Raw genomic sequence first — 21313 nt, forward strand, 5'->3', positions numbered from 1 at the left:
CGGGCCGCGTTCCGCGTAGGGGACGTGGCCCGGGACCCGGTCGTTCAGCCGGTGCGGCGGATCTCCCCCGACGCCGCTTCGTCCCCGGACGACGACGGGCTCGCCACGGCGCGCAGGGTGACCGCCTGGTCGGCGTGGTCGACCTCGAACAACGTGCCGGCCGGGAAGGCCGCGAACGTCTCGGGTGGCAACTGGATCGTGCCGTCGCCGGCCACCACGGCGAAGTCCCGGCCGTCGCGCCCCTCGGCCCCGACCCGGCCGTCCCGGATGGTGACGGCGCGACCCAGCCGGGCACCGACCTCACCGTCGTGGGTCACCACGACCACGGTGGTGCCCCGCTGGGCGTTGACGGTGGCCATCGCCGCGAGCACCTCGTCGCGACCGGACGCGTCGAGCTGGCTGGTCGGCTCGTCGACCAGGAGCAGCCCGGGCCCGGCGGCGAGCCCCTGTGCCAGAGCAGCCCGCTGACGCTGCCCCGGAGTCAGGTCGCCCACCCGCCGAGCGCCGTGACCGCCGAGGCCGACGAGTTCCAGGATCGCCTCCGGTGGGTCGAGCCGACGCCCGGCGATGCGTGCCGCGGGTCGCTGTGCCAACCAGACGTTGCGCGACAGCGACACGTACGGCAGCAGGTTGCGTTCGGCGCCCTGGAGCACCGTGCCGACGGTGGCCCCGCGCAGGGCCGCCAGGCCCTTGGACGAGAGCCGGGACAGCTCGTGGTCGCCCACGTGCACGCGGCCGGCGGACGGTTGCAGGAGCCCGCCGAGGATCGCCACCAGGGTGGACTTTCCCGAGCCGGACGGCCCCACCAGCGCTAGCATCTCGCCCGGCGAGATGTGCAGGTCCACGCCGGAGAGCGCGACGACGTCGCCGGTGCCGGTGGGGTAGATGTGGATGAGCCGGTGGCAGGTGACCGCCACACCCCCGGCCGGCGGCTCGGCGGTCGTCGGCCGTTCCGGCGGCTCGACGGTCATCGACCGCTCCGACGGCGTACCGAGGCGGCGATGACCCGACCGAGCACGACCGCGGTGAGGGCGAACAGCGCGACGGTGGGCACCGCGAACACCAACAGACGGTCGATGTCCGGCCATTCGGGTATCGGGACCGGGGAGCGGCCGTCACTGAACAGCCGTTGCCCGCTTCGGGTGAGCAGCCAGATCACCAGGGTGACGAGACCGCCCGACACGGCGGCGACCGCGACCGGTAACCCGTAGCCGCCGCGGACGGCGCGTGGTGGCAACCCCTGCCGACGCAGCGCCACCAACATGGTCACCCGGGTACGCTGCTCGGCCGCCGCCATCGCGATGAGGCCGGCCGCCCCGATCAGTACCCCGGCCAGCGCGGCGAACAGGTTGAAGCGCAGCGCCAACGCTGGCGCCTGTCGATCGAAGTCCTGGCGGACTCCGGTGATCGTCCGCTCACCGAGGATCGCCAGACCCTGGGCGCGAAGCCGGTCGAGGACGTCGGCGGGCGCGGTCGCGGCCAGCCACACCTCCTTGGTGCCGCTCTGGCCGGACACCGCGATCCGATCAGCGTATTCCAGGTCGACGATCAGGCCGGCGCCACCGAGGTGCGGCAGAGCGTCGGCCACGCCCTCAACCCGGGCCTTTGTCGGTGACCCGTCGACGCCTTCGTGCGGATGAGCCCCGCCGAGCGGCGTCCCCACCGACCGGGTCAGGTAGACGGGCAGCGGGAACGGTGAGTCGGCAACACTGATGCCGGCCGTCGGCGGACCCCCCTCCATCATCTGAAGGGACAGCGCTGGGGACGCACCGCCCCTGGCGCTGAACTCCGAGTCACTCCTCGAGCCTCGCCACCGCTTCAGATCGGCGAACTGCGTACCGGTCAGCACCACCGTGTCGGCGGAGCCATCGCCGCTGCGCAGCTCCTCGAAGTGGACAGCCAAGTTCTGCCAACTCACCTGGGCGACGACTTCCATCTTGACCAGGCGGCACTGCGGTACGCACTCGGGCACCTGAACGACGTACTCGTCGCGCCCCGGCCGGATGTCCGGGCGTGCGGTGACCACCCGGGTGCCGTCGGCGCTGGAGACGGTCACCGCGAGGCGCGGCACATTCCCCCCGAGGGCCTCCGTGTCGAAGCTGGTGGTCGACAGGACGACGGTGAGCAGTCGCCCCCGTAGCAGCACCGGTTCCCCGGGCGGGTCGGGGCGGATGGCACGTGTGATGTCCGCGAAGGACACTCCGTACGACGGATGCGGCGCGGCCACCGCCGCCAGCCGGGCGGAGTCCACGGCGAGCACCGGTGCGCCGCCGTCGGGGAGCCTATTCGTCACGACCGCGGCCATCGCGAAGCGACCCTCGGGATCGGCCTTCCGCACGGCCGTCAACAGGTGTGAACGGGACGTCGCGTCGACCTCGACCACGCGCGCCGCGCCGACCTCCACGACCGCCCGATCGCGGTAGGCGGCCGAGGCGAGCTCGTTCATCGACGCCGTGAAGGCGAGCATGGCGACAGCGACGGTGAGCAGCGCGATCAGTGGCCGGAACCGTGGTTGCCGGGCCACCTGCACCAGGGCGAGGCCGACGGCGGTGCGGCCCCGGGCCAGCAGTGCCGCACCGACCGCGGCGCCGGCCAGCATCGCGACCCGTGCCAGCAACACCGCCGCGGCGAGCGCCCCGGCGACAGGTGCCACGAGGGCCAGCCCGCTGGGCGACCCGCCGGAGCGCAACTGCACCACGGCAGCTGCCGCGATGGACACCGCGACGACGTCGCCGATTGTCGCCCGCCATCCCCGAACCCGAGCCGGCACCCGACGCAGCAGGTCGACGACCGGTGCGGACAGCATCCGAGCCTGGGCCAGCAGCACCGCGGCGAGCGCGCCGGCGGCGCCGATGGCGGCAAAGGCGACAACGTTGGCGTCCAGCGTGACGTCGGCGCGGGCCGGGAGGGTGTGCGCGGCGAGCAGTGTGGCAGCGGCGACGCCACCGAGGCAGCCGAGGGGAATCGCGACCAACGCGGGTACGGCGTGTTCGCCGATCGCCAGCGCCCACAGTCGTCGGCGTTGCACCCCACGGAGCAGGAGCAGACCCTGCTCCGGTCGCCGCTGGTCCGCCGCCGAACCGACCGCGACGAAGAGCACCAGCCAGCAGAGCAGCACGAGCAGCCCGGCGCCCAGCGTGACGCCGTCGGCCAGTTGCGCGCGTTGCCGCTCGATGCGATCGAACAGGCTGGTCGTGGTGGTGCCGGCCCCGAAGCCCTCGCGGTTTCCCTCCCGCTGCAGCTTCATGACCGCGGCCCGCAGCTCCGGCATGGACCGGGTGTCGAGCAGCTTCTCGGTGACGTAGAGGTCGGCCGTCGACCGATGCAGGATGACATCGTCATCGGGCAGGGGAGCGGCCTCGGCGATGAAGATGGCATCCTCGGCGCTGCCCGGGATCGACGTGCCCGGGGTGCCCCCAGTGGCCGGCCGAATGAGCTCCCCACCGAGCCAGAACGGATCGGTCACGTCCAGCGGTCGGTAGATGCCGGTCACCCGCACCGGCACCGCGGCGAAGGTGAAGCGATCGCCGACGGCGACACCGAGCCGCGCTGCGGTGTGCGTGCTGACCATGACCTCGGGGAGCTGGTCTCTCGAGGTGGACCGGGGGCAGGCGCCAGCCACGGCGACCCGCTCACACACCCCCGCCCGGAAGATCAGGCTGGAGGTCACCTCTCCGGCTCGACCGGCGGCGACGCCACCGCTCTGAGCGCCCAGGACGACGTCGAAGCCGGCCGGCGTCAGTCGCATGACCGTGCTGGTGAACACGGTGCGGGTGGGGTCGGTGGGCAACCCCGGATATTCGGCGCCCTCGGCGAGCCGGATGCGAAGCTCGTTGGGCTCCGCAGTGGACATTTCATACCGGGCCAGCGCCTGCCCGGCCGCGGCGACGTAGCTCGGTGCGGCCGCCGCGGCGGCGCTGGCGAGCACCGCGAGCAGGAGCACCGCCAACGCCTGTGCCCGACGGGCCGCGATCGCACCCCAGATGACGGTCAGCATCGGCGCCGAGGATATCGACCCGACCGACCGCCCGCCGCCCCGTCCGGGTGGGCCGAGACCTGCCGGTTACCGGCGCCCTCAGTCGCGGATGATCTCCGCCCGCCCCTCGACGAGGTGCAGCTCCGCCTCGCAGGCGGCGGCCACCTCCGGGTCGTGGGTGGCGAACACGACCGCCGCGCCCCGCCGTGCCTCGCCGTGCAACAGCTCCAGCACCCGCTGCCGGTTGCCCGCGTCCAACTCGCTTGTCACCTCGTCGGCCAGCAGCACGCTCCCGCGCAGGGCCAGACCGCGAGCGACGGCCGTACGCTGCTGCTGGCCACCCGACAACTCCTCGACGAGCTGGTCGGCCTGGCCGGCAAGGCCCAGCAGATCCAGCATCGCGGCGGTCTGCCGGCGGGCGCCGGGTGGTGTCACGCCGTCGGCCACGAGCGCCACCTGCAGGTTCTCGGCGGCCGTGAGAATCGGGGCCAGGCCGTTGTCCTGCGGGATGAGCACGATCCGTTGCTCCACCGCGTGATCACGATCGCGGAGCGGCTGCCCGTCGACAGTCACCGTGCCGTCCCGTGGCCGCAACAACCCCGCCATCGCGTTGATCAGCGTCGTCTTGCCCGCGCCCGACGACCCGGTCAACGCCAGGACCCGTCCCGGCCGGACCGTCAGCGAGATCTCCCGGAGGACGGCCGGAGCGTTGCCGTAGCCCACTGACGCCCCGTGCATGCTCAGCATGTCCCACCGCCCCCTCTTCCGTCACCAAGGATCCGCAGACTGTCACGGCGGGCGAGACCCGCACAATCCCGTCGATCCGCCAGCGATCCGAGGTGGTCAGTCGACCCGGGGTCGCCGCTCGTAGCTGACCAGGGCGGCGAGGAAGGTCGTCAGCAGCCCGAGAGCGGCCAGCGCGGGCCGGGCGAAGTCGACGGCCCCGGCGACCAGCGGCAGGTGCGCCAGCGTGTACGCGTTCGCCGCCGACTGCTGGCGTGTGGGGGGCCAACGCCCGGCTGCGGCGGAATCAGGCGAAGATTAGGTCGAGGTGAGCGTCCAGCGCGCCCAGCGCCTGCTCGGCGGTGTACTGCCCGCCCAGCAGGTAGACGCCGAGCCCTTCCATCAGCGCCAGCAGGCCGGCTGCGGCGGCGTCACCGTGGCCGTCGGGCAGGATCCCGGCGATGAACCCGGTGAGTTGCCGGGTGCCCTCGCGGAGACTGGGCGCGGCGGCCGGACGCACCGCCGTGTAGGCGAGGAACGCGAGCGCCACTCGCCCGTCGTCGCGGGTCCCCTCGTCCAGGGGCAACAGCGCCGCGATCATCGTGCGCAGCAGCAGCCGGGGCGAGGGGTCCACGCCCAGCCGTGCGATCGCCTCGGTGACCCTGACCTGGCTGCGCTCACGTACCACGCTCAACGCGAACGCCATCATCTCGTCCTTGGTGCGGAAGTAGTGCTGCACCATTCCGGCGGACACACCGGCCTCGGCCGCCACATGACGGAGGCTGACGGCCTCCAGGCCCTGATCCGCGGCGACCCGCATCAACGCGTCCGCGATGAGGGTGCGTCGCTCCTGGTGGTCGACCTTCTTGGGCATGGCCTCGATCGTTTCACAGTGGGTGGCCCGGGCACCTCTCCAGCGGCGGTGGCTACCGGCCGACGGTGTTGCGAACGGGGGTGCCGCGAGCGCTGCGGAGCAGGCCGTCCGGGTCGTCGGCGTAGAGCCGCAGCTCGTCCATCGGCGTGGACCCGGTCTTCGACTCCTTGAAGGTCAGCGGTCGGCGCAGCAGGACGTCGATGCTGGTCTGGCTGCCGACCGCGATGGACACCACCCGACGGTCACCCTCCTGCTCGACCTGCACCGATTTGCTCGATGGCAGTGAGCGGTACCGCTTGCGCAGCGCTTCGACATCCGTCCACGGGATCCAGATGTCGATGCCCGAGCTGAGGCGCACTCGCAGCCCTCGGTCACCCACGATGTGTGGATGGATCGTCATGCTGGCGAAGAGCCCGATCATCCAGAGCAGACCCCAGATGCCGAGGCCGAGCACGATCCAGCGGGCGGGCCGCCACGGCACCACGTGGGTGACGACGACATCGAAGATCGGGATCTCCACGACCGACAGGCCGATGAAGATGCCGAGGATCGGTTTGACCACACCGAGGTAGCCGAACGGTTCGTCGCCCGGAGCCAGCGGCAGTGGCCTGCGCCGCGCCCAGAGGTAGAGGCTGCGCCACATCGCGGCCTCGGCCGCGGCCGCGCGGCGCAGCAACGGACCCACCTGCACCCTGGTCGATGCCTTCGTGTCGGTCATTGTCGTCCTCGTCGGTAGGCGGGCGGAGAGTCAGTGGACGGTGATGGTTCCGGCGCCGCCGTCCACGGTGACGAGTTGGCCGGTGGAGATCGTCCGGGTGGCGTCCGGCACGCAGATGACGGCGGGAATGCCGTACTCGCGGGCCACCGTCGGGCCATGCGCCATGATCGCGCCGGTCTCGGTCACCAGCGCCGCGGCGGTGAGGAACAGCGGGGTCCAACCAGGGTCGGTGGTCGCGGTGACCAGGACGTCACCGGGCTCGACGTGGGCGGTGGCCGGGTCGTGGACGACCCGGGCGGGGCCGGTCACCCGACCCGCCGACGCGCCCACGCCGGTGAGCGTCCCGTCGCCGGTGGGCGCCGCCGGCAGGACCGTCTCGACATCCGTGCCGTCGGAGAGCACCGCCACCGGCACCGTGCGTCGGCGCAGCTCCCGCCGGTGCACCTCCCGGCGGGAGGCGACCGTCCCACTGTGATCAACATCCTGGTGTACGGCGGCGTGCACCTCGTCGAGGGTCAGGAACATGATGTCGTCGGGCTGGTCCAGCAGACCCGCGCCGTGCAGGTCGGCGCCGATGAGCAGCAGTTGCCGGCGCGTCTCGCGTAGCGGGTACAGCCCGGCGAACTTGCCGGCTTCGCGTAGGCCGGCCAACGATCGCGCCCGGCGCAGCAGGAACCCGGCCACGGTGCCCCGCACCGGCCGCCGACGGACCGATCGCGTGACCAGCTCCGCCAGCGCCGCCTCGGCGGCGGTGGCGGCCCGCTGGAAGCGCTGGTCGGGGCCCTGCTGCGGATCGGTGACCCGCAGATAGTTGGCGACGGCGGCGAAGACCGGGGTGGGATCTTCCTCCCAGCGGGGCACGCCGAGGTCGACTTCGGCGACGCCCCGATGACCGTAGACGTCCAGGAACGCGGCCATGCCGATGTCGGGCAGCGTTCCGCGCAGATAGCGTGCGGCCAATTCGGTCGGCGGGTTGTCGAGCAGGAGCTGGCGGTGGTCCGTCGCGCCCTGGGCGAGTCGCCAGAGCGCCAGGTCCATGTCGATGGTCACGTTGTGTGGCATTCCGCCCAGCACGGTGTGGATCTCGTCCGGAGTGGCGACGCCCTTGAGCAACGAGGTCGGCAGTGCGGCGGCGAGCATCCCCGCGACGATCGGCCACATGATCGCGTCGGCGCTGTCGTCGGCGTCCCGCGCCTGTACGAAGCGCAGTCGATCGGCTGCGGTCCGCAGGTCGGCGGGGGCGGCCGAGCGTACTCTCATCTGCTCGATCGCCTCGAACATCCGGATCCGTGCGGCCTCGGGACGGGCCAGAGCCCGCAGGATCCCCACCACGGCGCGGCGGGCGGTCCGCAGCGACGCGGCCCCCTGCGCCCCGCCGCGCGCGGTGCCGCCGCGGGTCGGGGCGAACCGAGGATCCGCCAGCACGTGCTGCATCACCGCCTGGGCGCGCGGACCGAAGTCGACCGCCAGGAGCTTCACCAGTCGCTTGCGGGCCGAGGGGTCTCGGGCCAGGTCGGTCAGGTCGCCGTAGAGGCGTCCGCCGATGTCGACGATCTCGACCCGGACGCCGAGTGCGGCGAGCATCGCGGCGATCTGCGTCCGCAGGGTCGACATGCCCATCGGGGTGACCGGTTGCAGCATGCCCTGGACGTGACCGAACTCCAGGTAGACCCGGGGGAGGGGCTTGCCGGTGTCCGGCGGGAGGGGGAACAGGCTGGTGATCGGCCGCGACTGCAGAAGCCACCGGACGCCGTCCGCGTCGATCGCCCACTCCACGTCCTGTGGGCAGCCGAAGTGGGCCTGCAACCGCTCGCCCGTTTCGCGCAGGTCGGTCAGGTGCGCGGACGTCAGGCATCCGGTGTCGTCCCGCGGGACGCCGTCGAGGACGTAGTGGTCCACGGTCGCCGCGCCTTCCACCACGATCGTTCCGAGACCGGCGGCGGCGTCGACCGCCATCTCGTCGCGGCGGCCGGTCAGCGGGTTCGCGGTGAACAGCACCCCCGCCACCGTGGGCGTGATCATGCGCTGCACGACGACAGCCATCCGCACCGCTTGGTGATCGATCTGGCGGGCGTCGCGGTAGGCGGTGGCACGGTCGGTGTGCAGCGAAGCCCAACATTTCCCGATCGCGGCGAGCAGCGCGTCGGTGCCCGTGACGTTGAGGACGGTGTCCTGCTGCCCGGCGAAGCTGGCGTCCGGCAGGTCCTCGGCGGTGGCGCTGGAGCGCACCGCCACCGGACCCGCGCCGAGCCGTTCGTACGCGGCGACGACCTCGGCCGCCGGGATGACACCGAGTCGGTACGCCTCGGTGGTGATGCAGAAGCCCTCGGGGACCCGTTCGCCTCGCCGGATCAGCTCGCACAGCCCGGCGGCCTTACCGCCGACCAGGTCGACCAGGTCGGCGGTCGCCTCGGCCAACGGGATCACGTGCATCGGGAGCCTGCTTCCGTTTGCAATACGTCTGTATTGCATCCCACCGTAGCGCCTTCGCGATGCGACTGCAATGTCACCTGGATGGCGTGCGCCCCCGAGACGAGGCGTTGCCGACATCTGCCATGCTCGGCCCGGTGACGACCGGCAGCCCGAGCAGAGCCCGTTCCCACCGCCGCCCTCGAAGGCGTGCCACCCGCGTCCTCCTCGCGCTCGTCGCGATGGCAGCCGTCCTGGGCATCGCGGTGATCGCGGTGCCGATGCTGCGACCGGCCGGGCCGCGCCCGCTCTTCCAGATGCCGGTTTCCTGTGGCGAGACGTGGCAGCTCAGCACCTACCCCGGTCACGACGACTATGACGTCGATTTCTTTCCGACCGAGGGCGAGGCGTGGGGACGGCCGGTGCTCGCGTCGTACGCCGGCACGGTCACCGTGGCGGGCATCAACGGGTCGCTGGGTAGCCGCACCCCGGAGAACCCGGAGGGTGCCCGAGGGCGTGGCGGCGGCTACTGGGTGAAGATCGATCACGGCGGCAAGTGGGAGACGCAGTACCTGCACATGCTCGAACCGCCCCTGGTCACGGTCGGGCAGAAGGTCGCCCAGGGTGACCAGATCGGGCGGCTCGGCAGCACCGGCAACTCCGGCGCACCGCATCTGCACTACGAGCAGCGCCGAGGTTGGGACAAGGTCGAGACCCACTTCGACGGTACGCCGTCGGGCATCACCACCGACGAACGCGAACAGATCCTCCGGCGGGTGAGCAACAACTGCCCGGCTGTCTCCTGAGGACGCGGTTTGCCCGGCGCGGCTCGGGGCACTGATCTGAAAGACAGTTCAGACGCCAGGGAGGAGCCAGCCATGGTCAAGGGTGACGTCGACACGTACCACGAGGACGGCCAGTGGAAGAACAAGGCGGAGGGCAACGAGCGGGCCAGCAGCACCCATGACGGGAAGGCCGACGCGCAGGCCCAGGGCCGCGAGATGGCCTCCGACCGTGGCGTCGAACACGTGGTCAAGAAGCAGGACGGCACGATCGGCGAGAAGAACACCTACCCGCGCAGCCGCGACCCCCGCGACATCGAGGGCTGACAGCTTCCCGCGGACTGACCTCCTCGGCGCCGCCGACGAGGTCAGTCCGCGTCAGCCCAGCCGGCGACCGGACGTGAGACGTGTCCGTTGTCGACGGGCGAGATGCCAGCCGACCAGCACCACCAGCACCAGCAGTGCCGCGATGCCGGTCGCGTAGGCGAGCCAGACCGCTCGCGGGGACCTCTCGACCGCCATCGGCGCCGCGACGGGTAGGGTGATCCGCCCATCCGCCCTGCGTTCCACCAGCCCGCTGGCGAGGAGCACCTGTACGTCCCAGACGCCCGCGGGCAGGGTCTGGTTGACCTCGATGCGGACCTTGCCGCTCTGGCCCGGCAGGATCGTCACGCCGTTGGTGACCTTGAACGGCCCGGCTTGGACCGCTCCCTTGTTCAACGTCAGGCGCCCGGTCATGTCCAGCGCCCGTTCGCCGGTGTTGGTGACGTTCGCGGTAACCACCGGGAACTCGCCGACTCCGCGCTCGGCGCCCAGGTCGCCGATGCGGAAGTCTGTTGGCGGCTCGCCGCCCGGACCGATGTCGAGGTAGACGCGGACACCCACCCGGTGCACCTGCACGACATTGCCGCCCTGCTTCGTCCCGCTGGTCACCTGCGCCCAGATGGCGGCGTACCGCTCGCCCTTGGACGCGTTCCTCGGAACGGTGATGTCCACCGCGACCGGCTCCCGCTCGCCCGGGGCGAGCTCGACCGCGGGCGTCTTCAGTTTGATCCAGCCGCTGAGCTCGTTGCCCGTGCGGTCCTCGGGAATGGTGAAGGTGGTGTTCTCGACCGACGCGGCCCCGGCGTAGAGCTCGATCTTCTGTGCCACCGGGGAGTCGTTGCGCACCTCCACCCGCCGGTTGATCGTCGCGCCCGGCTTGAGATGGTCGATGATGTAGACCCGGGCGCGCGGATCCTCGGCCCGTTTGGCGGGGATGTCCAGCAGTTGAAGGTTGATCGCGGCAGGGTCGTCCCCCGGCTCGTAGCGCTGCTCCCGCGCGGCAACGGCTGGTGCGGCCGACGTCCCGAACGCTACGAGAGCGACCGAGGCCAGCAGCACCAGCCGGCCGAGCGGCTCAGACCACCGAATGTGTCACCGTCCCGGTGTAGACGCCCTCGACGGTTCCGTCCGGAATGTTCACCTGCAGCGTGGGGTTCCAGCTCGCGAAGTTGTTGCCGGTGCCACCCGTCTTGCTGAAGGCGACCTTCGGGGTATTGATGATCACCGCCTGGGCGGCGGTCGGCTGGCCCGGCGTGAAGGTGCCGGAGCCGGCCGTCCCGGTCGCGGGACCCGACCAGTACAGGACGTTGATGTTCGGGATCGTTTCTCCGGAGCTGCCGCCGCCGGTGACGAAGTCGGTGGAGACGACGGTGGCGGTCCAGTTCGGGGTGAGCGATCCCCGCTGGTCCAGCACGGTGACCGGACCCAGTTGGCCGGAGACGGTTGTGCCCTCGACGCCGTTGCCGATGTTCGCCGTCGCGGGCACCGTGATCGACAGGCCACCGGCGGCGTTGACGGTGAGGGTCACGATCGTGTCGCCCGTCGTGTCCGCGGCGGCTGGCCCGGCGAGGGCGGCGGCTGCGGCGACACCGGCCAGGCCGGCGGCGAGAAGTTTCCTGCGCATCAAGTCTCCTTCGTCCTGGAATCCCCCATGGGATGCACTGAGAAGACTATGCGGGCGATCGGGCGCATATCGGATAAATCGGGCGTTTTCCGACCTGCGGGGAGGCCCGCGAGGTCGCGGAGTGGGTGACCTCTCAGGCCGGCACCACGTACGGGAAGCTCGCGGCGCGGGCGGCCTTGGTGACGTCCGAGGTGAGGCCGGATGTGGTGCCCATGTTGAGGATCAGGGAGAACATCACCTCGGGCGCGTTGTCGGCCATGGTGCGACCGTTGCGGATCGCGAAGCCGTAGTTCGCGGCCGTACCGACCCGGTAGGACAGCAGGTCGGGATAGAGCTGCCGAGCGACGCTCCAGCCGTACGCCTGCGGGTCGGGGGCGGTGCCGTTGGCGGCGACGACGCCGGCGACGGCGGTGGCGATCTCCTCGCCGCCCTCGGTGAGGTCCTTGCTGGGGTGCCGGAAGTTGGCGGGGTCGGAGAAGTCGGTGTCGTGGGGCCAGAAGATCGGCCACATCATCGGGTGCCCGGCGCGGTTGATCTGGCGCCATCCGCCGGCGTCGGTGGCCAGCATCGTGCGGCACCAGACGCCGATCTCGGTGCCGTCGCGCAGCAGCGGCTCGTCATGGGAGACCTCGAGGACGATCGACTCGACGGTCGTGCCGGCGAAGCTGTTCTTGGCCTGGTCGGCTCGCCACGCTGAGCGGTCCACCGGCGAACCGTTCTTGACCGCGCCGTTGATGGTGGCGAGTTCGTCGAGGTCGATGAAGAACGGGTCGGTGATCCGTCCGGCCCAGACCCGGACGTTGCCGCCGGTCGACACCTCGCCGGTGCGCCCCTCGGCGATCGGAGTGCCCATCGCGGCGTCGTCGCGGGCATCCGCTCCGGGGAGCTCGTACAACTGGAGGGCCTGCTTGCCGTCGGCGTCCGGCTCGCCGAAGGCGAATCGGTAGGTCAGCCCCTCCATGTCCGCGCCGTTGAAGTGAATCTTGATCTCGTAGCGCGCCTCGGCGTGGAAGCCGCGTTTGATGTCGGCCTTCGTCACCGAGCTGTTGACGTCCATGACGAACACCGTGGCGCGGTCGCCGTTGAAGACGTACAGGTCGTCGATGTAGAGCTGACCGCCCTGGGCGGCGAGGGGGGTGTCGAGGTGGTGCGACATGAGCTCACTCCCGGAGATGCCTGATTTGGATAAACCAGAACATAGCGGGCATGGGGCTGGTCCCCGCGCCATCGGCGGAATCCCGGCTCGCATAAGGGCCAGGCCAGGCGGTGGGCCGCCCGAAGCTGTTCTCGGACGGCCCACCCCGCTCGTGCCGGCGTCGTCAGACGCGGGACCACTTCTGGTTGGCAGCGCCCACGCAGTCCCACAGGTGCAGCTTGCCGCCGTTGTTGGGGTTGGCCTCCCGCACGTCCACGCACTTGTTGGCGTTGAGGTTGACCAGGTCGCCGGAGGCGTTGAGGGTGAAGCGCTGCGCCGTGTTGCCGTTGCAGCTGACCAGGTTGACCTCGGTGCCGTTCGCGGTGCCGGCCCAGGCGGGGTCCATGCACTTGCCCATCGCGCGGACCGTCCCGTCGGAGGCGAAGGTCCACGCCTGGGCGGCGGTGGTGTTGCAGTCCCAGATCTGCAGCTTGGCGCCCTCGACCGGGTTGGCGCTGGGGATGTCGATGCAGCGACCGCTCTGCGTACCCCTGATCCGGCTGGTGCCGGGAGCCGGGTCGCCGCCGCCACCGGAGGTGTAGCTGGACACCCGGACGTAGTTGACGAGCATCTGCTGCGGGAACTGCGTGGAGCCGTCCGGGTAGCCGGGCCAGTTCCCGCCGACCGCCACGTTGAGGATCATGAAGAAGGGGTGGTCGAACACCCAGCGGTTGCCGCCGAGCCGCGCGGGATCGACCCGGTGGTACTGCACCCCGTCGAGGTACCAGGTGATCGCGTTCGGCTCCCAATCCACCCGGTAGGTGTGGAAGCCGTCCGCGAGCGGCCCGCCGAGAGTGCGGCTGCCGGTGATGCCGCCGCCCCCGGAGTAGCCGGGCCCGTGCACGGTGCCGTACACGGTGTTGGGCTCCCGGCCGATGTTCTCCATGACGTCGATCTCTCCGGCGTCGGGCCATCCGCCGCCGGTGCCGAGCATCCAGAACGCCGGCCAGATGCCCTGACCGCGCGGGATCTTGATGTTGGCCTCGAATCGGCCGTACGTCTGGGTGAAGGTGGCTGCCGTCAGCAGCCGCGCGGACGTGTACTCGCAGCGCCCGTAGTGGCACTGGTAGTTGGCGGGGTTCTCCCGACGGGCGGTGATGACGAGGTTGCCCTGGCCGTCATGCACGGCGTTGCTGGTGCTGTTCGTGTAGTACTGCCGCTCGTTGTTGCCCCAGCCGCTGCCGCCGATGTCGAACCGCCATTTGTTCTGGTCGACGGGCGTGCCGGCGGGCGAGTTGAACTCGTCCTGCCAGGTGATCGGGCCGATGGCGGCCTTGGCGGGGTCGGACTGCGCCGGGACGACGAGCGCCGCGGTGGTCGCGACGAGGGCGACGGCCATGAGTACGAGGGGGCGAAAGCGGAGGCTGGGGCGGGCTGTGAACACGGGAGGCTCCTCAGCGAGGGAGTGGCGGAGGCTGCGTACCGGAAATGGAGAGCGCTCTCTAAAGTGAAGCATGTCGATATCATGTCTTTCTGTCAAGAGTGTTTCCAATGCGACGACCGTCCGTTACGCCCCTGATGTTGGTCGGTGAGCGGCGAGTCGTCGGGATCCGCCACGGCATGATGCCCATCCATGCCTGCGGTCCATGAATCCGGAATGGACGGCACCGACCCGGCGGAAGGGCTGGGCGTCCCGCCGTCGCGGGCCGTGCGTAACTCGATCGCGGTCGAATCGACCCTTCCTATTGCCGTGGGACGTCCACGCGGGACAGGATGGCGAGGCGTGCAGGAAACCTTCTCGTAACTTGCGCGCTGCTGGTCTCTGTCACAAGGAAGTGGGAGTCAGTCATGAGCGACGCGTCGACGGCGCTGGGCGTGCGCCTCTACCCGGATCTGGTCGAGCGGGGTGGTCTGGCCCCCGCGCTCATCGAAACCGGTGCCCGCCACGGGCTCGACCTCGGCCACATCACTGCCCCCGAGCAGGGCCGGAGCCGGTTCACCTGCGCTGAGCTGCACTCCGACCAGGGCGTGGTCTGCGTGGGGCTAGGGTCGCAGGCCCGATACTTCATGATCGACATTCGGGTCTCGGGGGAGGTCCTCGCCCGGGGTGACGTCATGGACCTGCTGCAGGTCGCCCAGGTGGCCTCGGCCTGGCGAGCCGGTCTGACGCTCGCCGAGCTGACCGCCACATTCCCGTTCATGGAGGAGATCAAGCACCGCCCCGCGCCGGTGGCTCAGGTCAGCTAGCCGGCGGAGTCGGCAGGAGTGGCCGTTCAGCGGATAGTCGCCGACCTGCACAGCGCCTCGATGGCAGAGGCGACCGCCTTCTACACCACCGTCCTCGGCCTGCGAATCGTCATGGACCTCGGCTGGATCGTCACGCTGGCCGATCCCGAGCGGCCGGAGGTGCAACTGAGCCTCATGACGGAGGACGCCACCGCGCCCGTCGTCCCGGTGATCTCCGTCGAGGTCGCCGACGTGGACGCGAGCTGCCGGGCGGCGCGCGCCGCCGGGGCCGAGATCGTCCACGACCTGACCGACGAGCCGTGGGGCGTGCGACGGTTCTTCGTCCGAGATCCGAGCGGCCACGTCCTCAACATCTTGGCCCATTCCCACGCGTGACGGACGCGGGTCCGGAGACCTCGGCGAAGAACTGCCGCAGAGCGTCGGCGACCAGGGTGGGCGCCGTCATGGTCACGAAGTGCGACTGGCCCGGCCAGACGACGTGCCGCGCCTCCCGAATCGTCGTCGCGAGCGCGTTCATCGTCGTGGGCATCGGCTCCCACGTGTCGCCGCCGGCCAGCAGAAGGGTCGGCACGGTGATCGAGGACCACCGGGCGATGTCCGTGCTGTCCTCGGCGAGAGCCTCGAGATCGTGCAGCCAGCCGATCGCCGAACGCCGCGCCTCGACCGGGTCGGGCGTCCGGTCGCCCGCCGCGGCGGCGAACGCGGCGACAATCTCCGCCGGAACCCGTGTCACGTCGTTCAACGCCGCTGCCATCGCCTCGGCGTCGTCGCGCTCGAAGGCGGAACGGTACCGGGCCAGCGGGGATGCGATCTCCGCTCCGGCCGCGAAGAGCGGCGGCTCGAAGACGGCCAGCGAACGTATGGCACGCGGATCGGCCAGCGCGGTGTGCAACGCCAGGGTCGCTCCGTAGGACGCGCCGACGAGATGGACCGTCCGGCCCGAGGGCTGGCGCGCCGCCTCGAGAACGGCAATGAGGTCGCCCGTCTCGTCCTTGAAGGACTTCGCGCCGGCCGGGACGTCACTGGGGCCGTAACCGCGTCGGGCCGGCATCCACACCTCGTGGTCGTTGGCGAGGCGCTCGGCGACGGTGGCCCAGGAGTGCAGCCCACCACCCGAGCCGTGCACGAGGACGACGGGGTCGCCGGCACCGAGGCGCCGAACCACCAGGCGGGTCCCGTCGGCGGACTCGACGTACTGGTCGTGGCTGTTCACTTCTGCTCCCGCGTTCCGGTTGGCCAGTTGCTCAGAGTGGTGTGCACCGCGTCGAGGATCGAGTGCCACGACGCGTCGACAACGCGGGGATGCCCGAAACCGTCGGCGTTTTCGAGACTCGCGAAGCCGTGAAAGGTGCTGCGGACGAATCGGATCGCGTCGGTCAGGGCCGGCTCGTCGAGCCCGTACCCGCGCAACATCGCGTAGCTCAGCTCGATCATGCGTAGGTGTCCCGCCGAATTCGTGCCGACCTCGGGCGGTAGCGGGAGCTGCGTCGCGGCGTACTGGCCGGGGTGCGCGGCGGCGAACGCGCGCCAGGCGTTGGCGAAACCGACGAGAGCCTGGTGGCCGGCTCGACCAGCCACGGCGATCGCCAGGTCGTCGGCGAACGCGGCCGCCGCCCGGACGGCGACGTGCTCGATGAGCGCGTCGCGGCTGCGGACGTGCACGTACAGCGCGGCGTCCGAGACGCCGAAGTGCCGCGCCACGGCGGCAACGGTCACCTTCGACAGACCGACCGAGTCAGCCAGCTCGGCTGCGGCGGCCGAGACGCGCGCGCTTGTCAGACCCTGCCGTGGCATAACCAACCTTTGTTCCGCTAGGAATTAACTTAGGGATCCTAAGATAGCACCGGCCGCGCGTCAGGTCCGCAGGGGCATGAACGGCCCGGCCGGGGGAAGACCGGCTGTTCCGTTGCCGAACAGGAGAGCCGGGTATGCGAGCCGTCGTCTACGGGGACGTCCGGACCGTTGAGGTGCGGGAGGTGCCCGACGCGACGCTGGAGGCGGAGACCGACGCACTCGTACGGGTCACCTCCACTGCTCTGTGCGGCACCGATCTGCACATGTACGACGGGCGGACCAGCGCCGAACCCGGGCTCGTGCTCGGTCACGAACCGTTGGGTGTGGTGCAGGAGGTCGGCAGCGCCGTGCAGACCGTCCGCCCGGGCGTCCGGGTGGTGATCCCCACGCACCTGTTCTGCGTGACGTGCGTGATGTGCGCTCGAGGGCTCTCGGCGGCCTGCCTCCGGGCTCGGGCCGAGGGGCCGGGCGCGGCATACGGCTATGCCGGGATGGGTCCCTATCGGGGTGCGCAGGCAGACCTGCTGCGCGTGCCGTGGGCCGACGCCAACTGCGTACCCGTGCCGGGCGAGCCGGGCGACGCGTACGAGGACGATTTCGTGCTGCTCGCCGACGCGTTCGTCACGGGGTGGCACGCCGCCGCCACCCTTGCCGAGGTCGAGCCAGGTGACACGGTGGCCGTGTTCGGCGCCGGCACCATCGGCCTGCTCGGCGCCTACTCGGCGCTGCTGCGAGGTGCTCGGGTGGTCTACTGCGTCGACGGCGTCGACGCCCGGCTCGACAAGGCCGGCGAGGTCGGCGCTGTGCCTGTCGACTTTCGCCGTGGCGACCCGGTCGAGCAGATCCGCGCCGACCGGGCTCGGGCCGGGCTGCCGCTCGGCGAGGAGAAGCTGGGCGGTGTCGACAAGGTCATCGACGCGGTCGGGTTCCAGGCCCGGGACCGGGGGCGTCCCGATCAGGAACGCCCGGACCAGGTCATCTCCGACGCGGCTCGGCTGGTCAACCCCACCGGCGCGATCGCGGTCGTCGGCGTCTACCCGGACCGGGATCCGCATCCCGGCCCTGGCGCGGACGGTCACGAGGATCTCCTCGCGCCGTGGGGGACGCTGTTCAGTAAGGGCGTGGCGGTCCGGTTCGGCCGCACCCACGACCGCCGCTACACCGTGCTGCTGCGCGATCTGGTCGTCGCCGGTCGCGCCCGGCCCAGCGTTGTCGTGACCCACCACGGCACCCTCGCCGACGCGCCGGAGTTGTATCGCAGCTTCGACCGCCGGGAGAACGGGTTGATCAAGGCGGTGCTGCACCCGAGCTGACCGGTTGGCGGCGGCGTCCGCGTCCGCGGTGCGGGCCCCGCGATCTGCGCTTATGGGACGCCGAGGCACTGATCCGTCGTTTGGCGTCTCCTGGCGGGTGATGACCATGGTCGATCCGGCTCTCCGGCAGAGGCGTGGGTCACATGGCCGGTCGAGGCCCGAGGTGGTGCCCTGGGCGCGGAGCGGGAGCCGGTTTCCGATCAAGATCTTTCGATCGCGGCCAGCCCGCGGCGCGCGCGCGTTCGACCGGCTCGTCGCGGATCCTGCCTGGTGGGAGGCCGGTCGGTCGCGCCCGGCGTTGACGGGTGTCGTGCCCCTCGGTCGACAACGTTGTCTGGGACGGGTTAGGGTCCCGGGAGGGGCTGCGGGGACGGCTGTGACAGGCGAACACTGTGCAACGTCGATATTGCCGGATTGTTACATTTTCAACACTCCCTCGCCTTGCGGATGGCCCTACGGCCGCAATACGTTGCCGTCAACAACAAACCAAGTGAAGGTTCAACCTTCCGGAGGCAACGATGACGTTGGCGAGGTGGTACGAGCTATGAGCGACGTGCCGATCCTCCTTGAGATGCGCTCCATCACCAAGGAGTTCCCCGGAGTCAAAGCCCTCTCCGACGTCAACCTGGTGGTTCGCGCCGGCGAGATCCATGCCATCTGTGGCGAGAATGGTGCGGGCAAGTCCACGCTGATGAAGGTGCTCAGCGGGGTCTACCCACACGGCAGCTATTCCGGCCAGATCGTCTACCAGGGGTCGGAGAGCAAGTTCTCCGACATCCGGGCCAGCGAGAGCGCCGGAATCGTGATCATCCACCAGGAGCTCGCGCTCATTCCAGGTATGTCGATCGCCGAGAACATCTTCCTCGGCAACGAGCCGCGCAAGCGGGGCGCGATCGACTGGAAGGCCGCGAACCGGATGGCGCTGGACCTGATGGCCCGGGTCGGTCTGCAGGAGGACCCGGACACCCTGATCAAGGACATCGGTGTCGGCAAGCAGCAGCTCGTGGAGATCGCCAAGGCGTTCGCCAAGGACGTGAAGCTGCTCATCCTGGACGAGCCGACCGCAGCGCTCAACGAGGCGGATTCCCGGCACCTGTTGGACCTGCTGCGCGGTTTCCGCTCCCGCGGCATCACCTCGATCATGATCTCGCACAAGCTGAACGAGATCGAGGCGATCGCCGACCAGATCACCATCCTGCGGGATGGCCGGACCGTGGAGACCCTCGACGTCAAGGCCGACGGGGTCGACGAGGACCGGATCGTGCGCGGGATGGTCGGCCGTGAGCTGAGCAGTCGGTTCCCGGACCACACCCCGAAGATCGGTGACGTCTTCTTCGAGGTCCGCAACTGGAACGTGCGGCACCCGATCTCCGCCGACCGCCAGGTCTGCAAGAACGAGAGCTTCGTGGTGCGCCGCGGCGAGATCGTCGGCTTCGCCGGTCTCATGGGCGCGGGCCGCACGGAACTCGCGATGAGTGTCTTCGGCCGCTCCTACGGGGTGTACGAGTCGGGCACGATCATCAAGGACGGCAAGGAGATCGTCCTGAAGTCGGTCGCCGACGCGATCGACAACGGGCTCGCGTACGTCAGCGAGGACCGCAAGGCGATCGGCCTCAACCTGCTCGACGACATCAAGACGTCGACGGTGGCCGCCAAGTTGTCCAAGATCCGGCACCACGGCGTCCTGAACGAGGTCGAGGAGTACCAGGCGGCCGAGGCGTACCGCAAGGAGCTGCGGACCAAGGCCCCGACGGTCGACGAGGGCGTCTCGAAGCTCTCCGGCGGCAACCAGCAGAAGGTCGTCCTGGCGAAGTGGATGTTCACCGACCCGGACCTGCTGATCCTCGACGAGCCGACCCGCGGCATCGACGTGGGCGCCAAGTACGAGATCTACGGCATCATCCAGCGGCTCGCCGACCAGGGGAAGGGCGTCGTCGTCATCTCCTCGGAGCTGCCTGAGCTGATCGGGCTCTGCGACCGCATCTACACCGTGTTCGAAGGCGCCATCACGGGCGAGATCGCCCGCGCGGACGCCACCCCGGAAAACCTCATGAAGCAGATGACCTCGACGAAGAAGATGGCCACACGATGAGCCGATTGAAGGACCTTCAGAAGAACCTGTTCGGAGGCACGACCTCCAACGCTCGCCAGTTCGGAATGATCTTCACGCTCGTGGCGATCGTCCTGATCTTCCAGGTCTGGACCAATGGGCTGACCCTGCGGTCGGACAACCTGATCGCGCTTTTCCAGCAGAACTCGTACATTCTGATCCTGGCCATCGGCATGCTGATGGTGATCGTCGCCGGGCACATCGACCTGTCGGTCGGCTCCGTCGCCGCCTTCGCGGGCATCCTGGTCGCCAAGTCGATGACCGAGTGGGATCTGCCCTGGCCCGTCGCCATCCTGTTCGGCCTCGCGATCGGCGCGATCATCGGCGCCTGGCAGGGCTTCTGGGTGGCCTACGTCGGGGTGCCGGCGTTCATCGTCACCCTGGCCGGCATGCTGCTGTTCCGCGGTGGCAACCAGTTCATCGGTAACGCCAACACCATTCCGGTGCCGGAGGGCTTCCGGGAGATCGGCTCCGGCTTCCTGCCCGAGTTCGGTCCGAACACCGGCTACAACAACGCCACGCTGCTGCTCGGTCTGGCCGCGGCGGTGGCGGTGGTGTGGCGCGAGCTCCGGGCCCGTAACACCCGCCGGGCCATGGACGCCGACCCGGCGCCCATGTGGGTCTCGATCCTGCGGATGGCCATCATGGTCGGGGTCATCGCCTTCGCCACGCTGCGCTTCGCCAGCGGTCGCGTCGGCACCAGCTTCCCGATCTCCGGCATCATCCTGCTGGTCCTGGTCATCGCGTACTCCTTCTACACCCGCAACACGGCCGGTGGCCGGCACATCTACGCGGTGGGTGGCAACTCCCGGGCGGCCGAGCTGTCCGGCGTGAAACTCAAGCGGGTCAACTTCTTCGTCATGATGAACATGTCCGTCCTGGCCGCGCTGGCCGGCATGATCTTCGTGGCCCGTTCGGCGGCCTCCGGACCGCAGGACGGCAACGGCTGGGAGTTGGACGCCATCGCCGCGGTCTTCATCGGTGGCGCTGCCGTCGCCGGTGGTATCGGCACCATCAGCGGCTCGATCGTCGGTGGTCTCGTCATGGCCGTGCTCAACAACGGCCTCCAGCTCGAAGGTGTGGGCACCGACAAGGTCCAGATCATCAAGGGCCTCGTCCTGCTGCTGGCCGTCGCGATCGACGTCTACAACAAGAGCCAGGGGCGCTTCTCCATCATCGGAAGTCTGATGCGGCCCTTCCGCCGCGACGATCCCGCCGCACCCGTCTCACCGCCGGACGCGGAGCGCGAGCCCGCCAAGGCAGCGGTGTCCGGCTGACGGTCAC

Annotated in this window: 19 protein-coding genes; 7 read left to right on the top strand and 12 right to left on the bottom strand. The window is 70.1% G+C overall.

All coding sequences use genetic code 11. The features are described 5' to 3' along the window. Positions 1-44: 44 nt before the first annotated feature. From C7C45_RS01890 to C7C45_RS01915, 6 genes are all read right to left on the bottom strand, one after another. Positions 45-971, bottom strand: a complete 927-nt coding sequence (locus C7C45_RS01890) for an ABC transporter ATP-binding protein (protein WP_110561878.1) — start codon at positions 969-971, stop codon at positions 45-47. Continuing rightward, positions 968-3997, bottom strand: a complete 3030-nt coding sequence (locus C7C45_RS01895) for an FtsX-like permease family protein (protein WP_110561879.1) — start codon at positions 3995-3997, stop codon at positions 968-970. Before C7C45_RS01895 ends, C7C45_RS01890 begins: the two co-directional genes overlap by 4 nt. 78 nt (positions 3998-4075) lie before the next feature. Next, entirely contained in the window at positions 4076-4723 is a 648-nt protein-coding gene (locus tag C7C45_RS01900) for an ABC transporter ATP-binding protein (RefSeq protein ID WP_110561880.1), read from the bottom strand. 283 nt (positions 4724-5006) lie between these two features. Then, complete coding sequence (locus C7C45_RS01905) at positions 5007-5573, bottom strand: TetR/AcrR family transcriptional regulator (RefSeq protein WP_110561881.1); 567 nt, start codon at positions 5571-5573, stop codon at positions 5007-5009. Between the two features lie 52 nt (positions 5574-5625). Further along, positions 5626-6291 (bottom strand): hypothetical protein, encoded by a 666-nt coding sequence (locus tag C7C45_RS01910; protein WP_110561882.1) that lies wholly within the window; start codon positions 6289-6291, stop codon positions 5626-5628. Positions 6292-6321: 30 nt separating this feature from the next. After that, complete coding sequence (locus tag C7C45_RS01915) at positions 6322-8724, bottom strand: PEP/pyruvate-binding domain-containing protein (protein WP_110561883.1); 2403 nt, start codon at positions 8722-8724, stop codon at positions 6322-6324. Positions 8725-8846: 122 nt separating this feature from the next. Between C7C45_RS01915 and C7C45_RS01920 the strand changes: the two genes are divergently transcribed. Then, positions 8847-9506 (top strand): M23 family metallopeptidase, encoded by a 660-nt coding sequence (locus C7C45_RS01920; protein WP_110561884.1) that lies wholly within the window; start codon positions 8847-8849, stop codon positions 9504-9506. Positions 9507-9578: 72 nt separating this feature from the next. Next, complete coding sequence (locus tag C7C45_RS01925; protein ID WP_110561885.1) at positions 9579-9809, top strand: DUF2188 domain-containing protein; 231 nt, start codon at positions 9579-9581, stop codon at positions 9807-9809. Between the two features lie 51 nt (positions 9810-9860). On the opposite strand, the gene C7C45_RS01930 is transcribed toward C7C45_RS01925, so the two are convergent. The 4 genes from C7C45_RS01930 to C7C45_RS01945 form a co-directional block, all read right to left on the bottom strand. Continuing rightward, positions 9861-10865: a COG1361 family protein gene (locus C7C45_RS01930; protein WP_110561886.1), complete on the bottom strand. Its 1005-nt coding sequence runs from the start codon at positions 10863-10865 to the stop codon at positions 9861-9863. A gap of 16 nt (positions 10866-10881) precedes the next feature. After that, positions 10882-11430 (bottom strand): hypothetical protein, encoded by a 549-nt coding sequence (locus tag C7C45_RS01935; protein WP_110561887.1) that lies wholly within the window; start codon positions 11428-11430, stop codon positions 10882-10884. Between the two features lie 133 nt (positions 11431-11563). After that, the gene (locus tag C7C45_RS01940; protein ID WP_110561888.1) at positions 11564-12586 is read right to left on the bottom strand and encodes a DUF4331 family protein; all 1023 of its coding nucleotides are present in this window, start codon (positions 12584-12586) and stop codon (positions 11564-11566) included. A gap of 163 nt (positions 12587-12749) precedes the next feature. Next, positions 12750-14009, bottom strand: a complete 1260-nt coding sequence (locus tag C7C45_RS01945; RefSeq protein WP_110561889.1) for a glycoside hydrolase family 16 protein — start codon at positions 14007-14009, stop codon at positions 12750-12752. A 404-nt stretch (positions 14010-14413) separates the two neighbouring features. On the opposite strand from C7C45_RS01945, the gene C7C45_RS01950 reads away from it, so the two are divergent. Together C7C45_RS01950 and C7C45_RS01955 are read left to right on the top strand one after the other, a co-directional pair. After that, a complete protein-coding gene (locus tag C7C45_RS01950) occupies positions 14414-14812 on the top strand; it encodes a hypothetical protein (protein ID WP_110561890.1) in 399 nt (132 codons plus the stop codon). Between the two features lie 60 nt (positions 14813-14872). Beyond that, a complete protein-coding gene (locus C7C45_RS01955) occupies positions 14873-15187 on the top strand; it encodes a VOC family protein (RefSeq protein WP_208641037.1) in 315 nt (104 codons plus the stop codon). Here C7C45_RS01955 and C7C45_RS01960 read toward each other — a convergent pair. Both C7C45_RS01960 and C7C45_RS01965 read right to left on the bottom strand, forming a co-directional pair. Beyond that, complete coding sequence (locus C7C45_RS01960) at positions 15159-16025, bottom strand: alpha/beta fold hydrolase (protein ID WP_167454606.1); 867 nt, start codon at positions 16023-16025, stop codon at positions 15159-15161. The two genes, C7C45_RS01955 and C7C45_RS01960, sit on opposite strands and share 29 nt — an antisense overlap. After that, positions 16022-16606 (bottom strand): TetR/AcrR family transcriptional regulator, encoded by a 585-nt coding sequence (locus C7C45_RS01965; RefSeq protein ID WP_110561893.1) that lies wholly within the window; start codon positions 16604-16606, stop codon positions 16022-16024. The genes C7C45_RS01960 and C7C45_RS01965 overlap by 4 nt, the downstream gene beginning before the upstream one ends. Positions 16607-16740: 134 nt before the next feature. Between C7C45_RS01965 and C7C45_RS01970 the strand changes: the two genes are divergently transcribed. The 3 genes from C7C45_RS01970 (at position 16741) to mmsB (ending at position 21306) form a co-directional block, all read left to right on the top strand. Next, positions 16741-17919 (top strand): glutathione-independent formaldehyde dehydrogenase, encoded by a 1179-nt coding sequence (locus tag C7C45_RS01970; protein ID WP_110561894.1) that lies wholly within the window; start codon positions 16741-16743, stop codon positions 17917-17919. Positions 17920-18463: 544 nt separating this feature from the next. Beyond that, entirely contained in the window at positions 18464-20011 is a 1548-nt protein-coding gene (gene mmsA / locus C7C45_RS01975; RefSeq protein ID WP_110561895.1) for a multiple monosaccharide ABC transporter ATP-binding protein, read from the top strand. Next, the gene (gene mmsB / locus C7C45_RS01980) at positions 20008-21306 is read left to right on the top strand and encodes a multiple monosaccharide ABC transporter permease (RefSeq protein WP_110561896.1); all 1299 of its coding nucleotides are present in this window, start codon (positions 20008-20010) and stop codon (positions 21304-21306) included. Before mmsA ends, mmsB begins: the two co-directional genes overlap by 4 nt. Positions 21307-21313: the final 7 nt, after the last annotated feature.

Source organism: Micromonospora arborensis, from assembly GCF_003205615.1.
In the GTDB taxonomy this organism is placed as follows: domain Bacteria; phylum Actinomycetota; class Actinomycetes; order Mycobacteriales; family Micromonosporaceae; genus Micromonospora; species Micromonospora arborensis.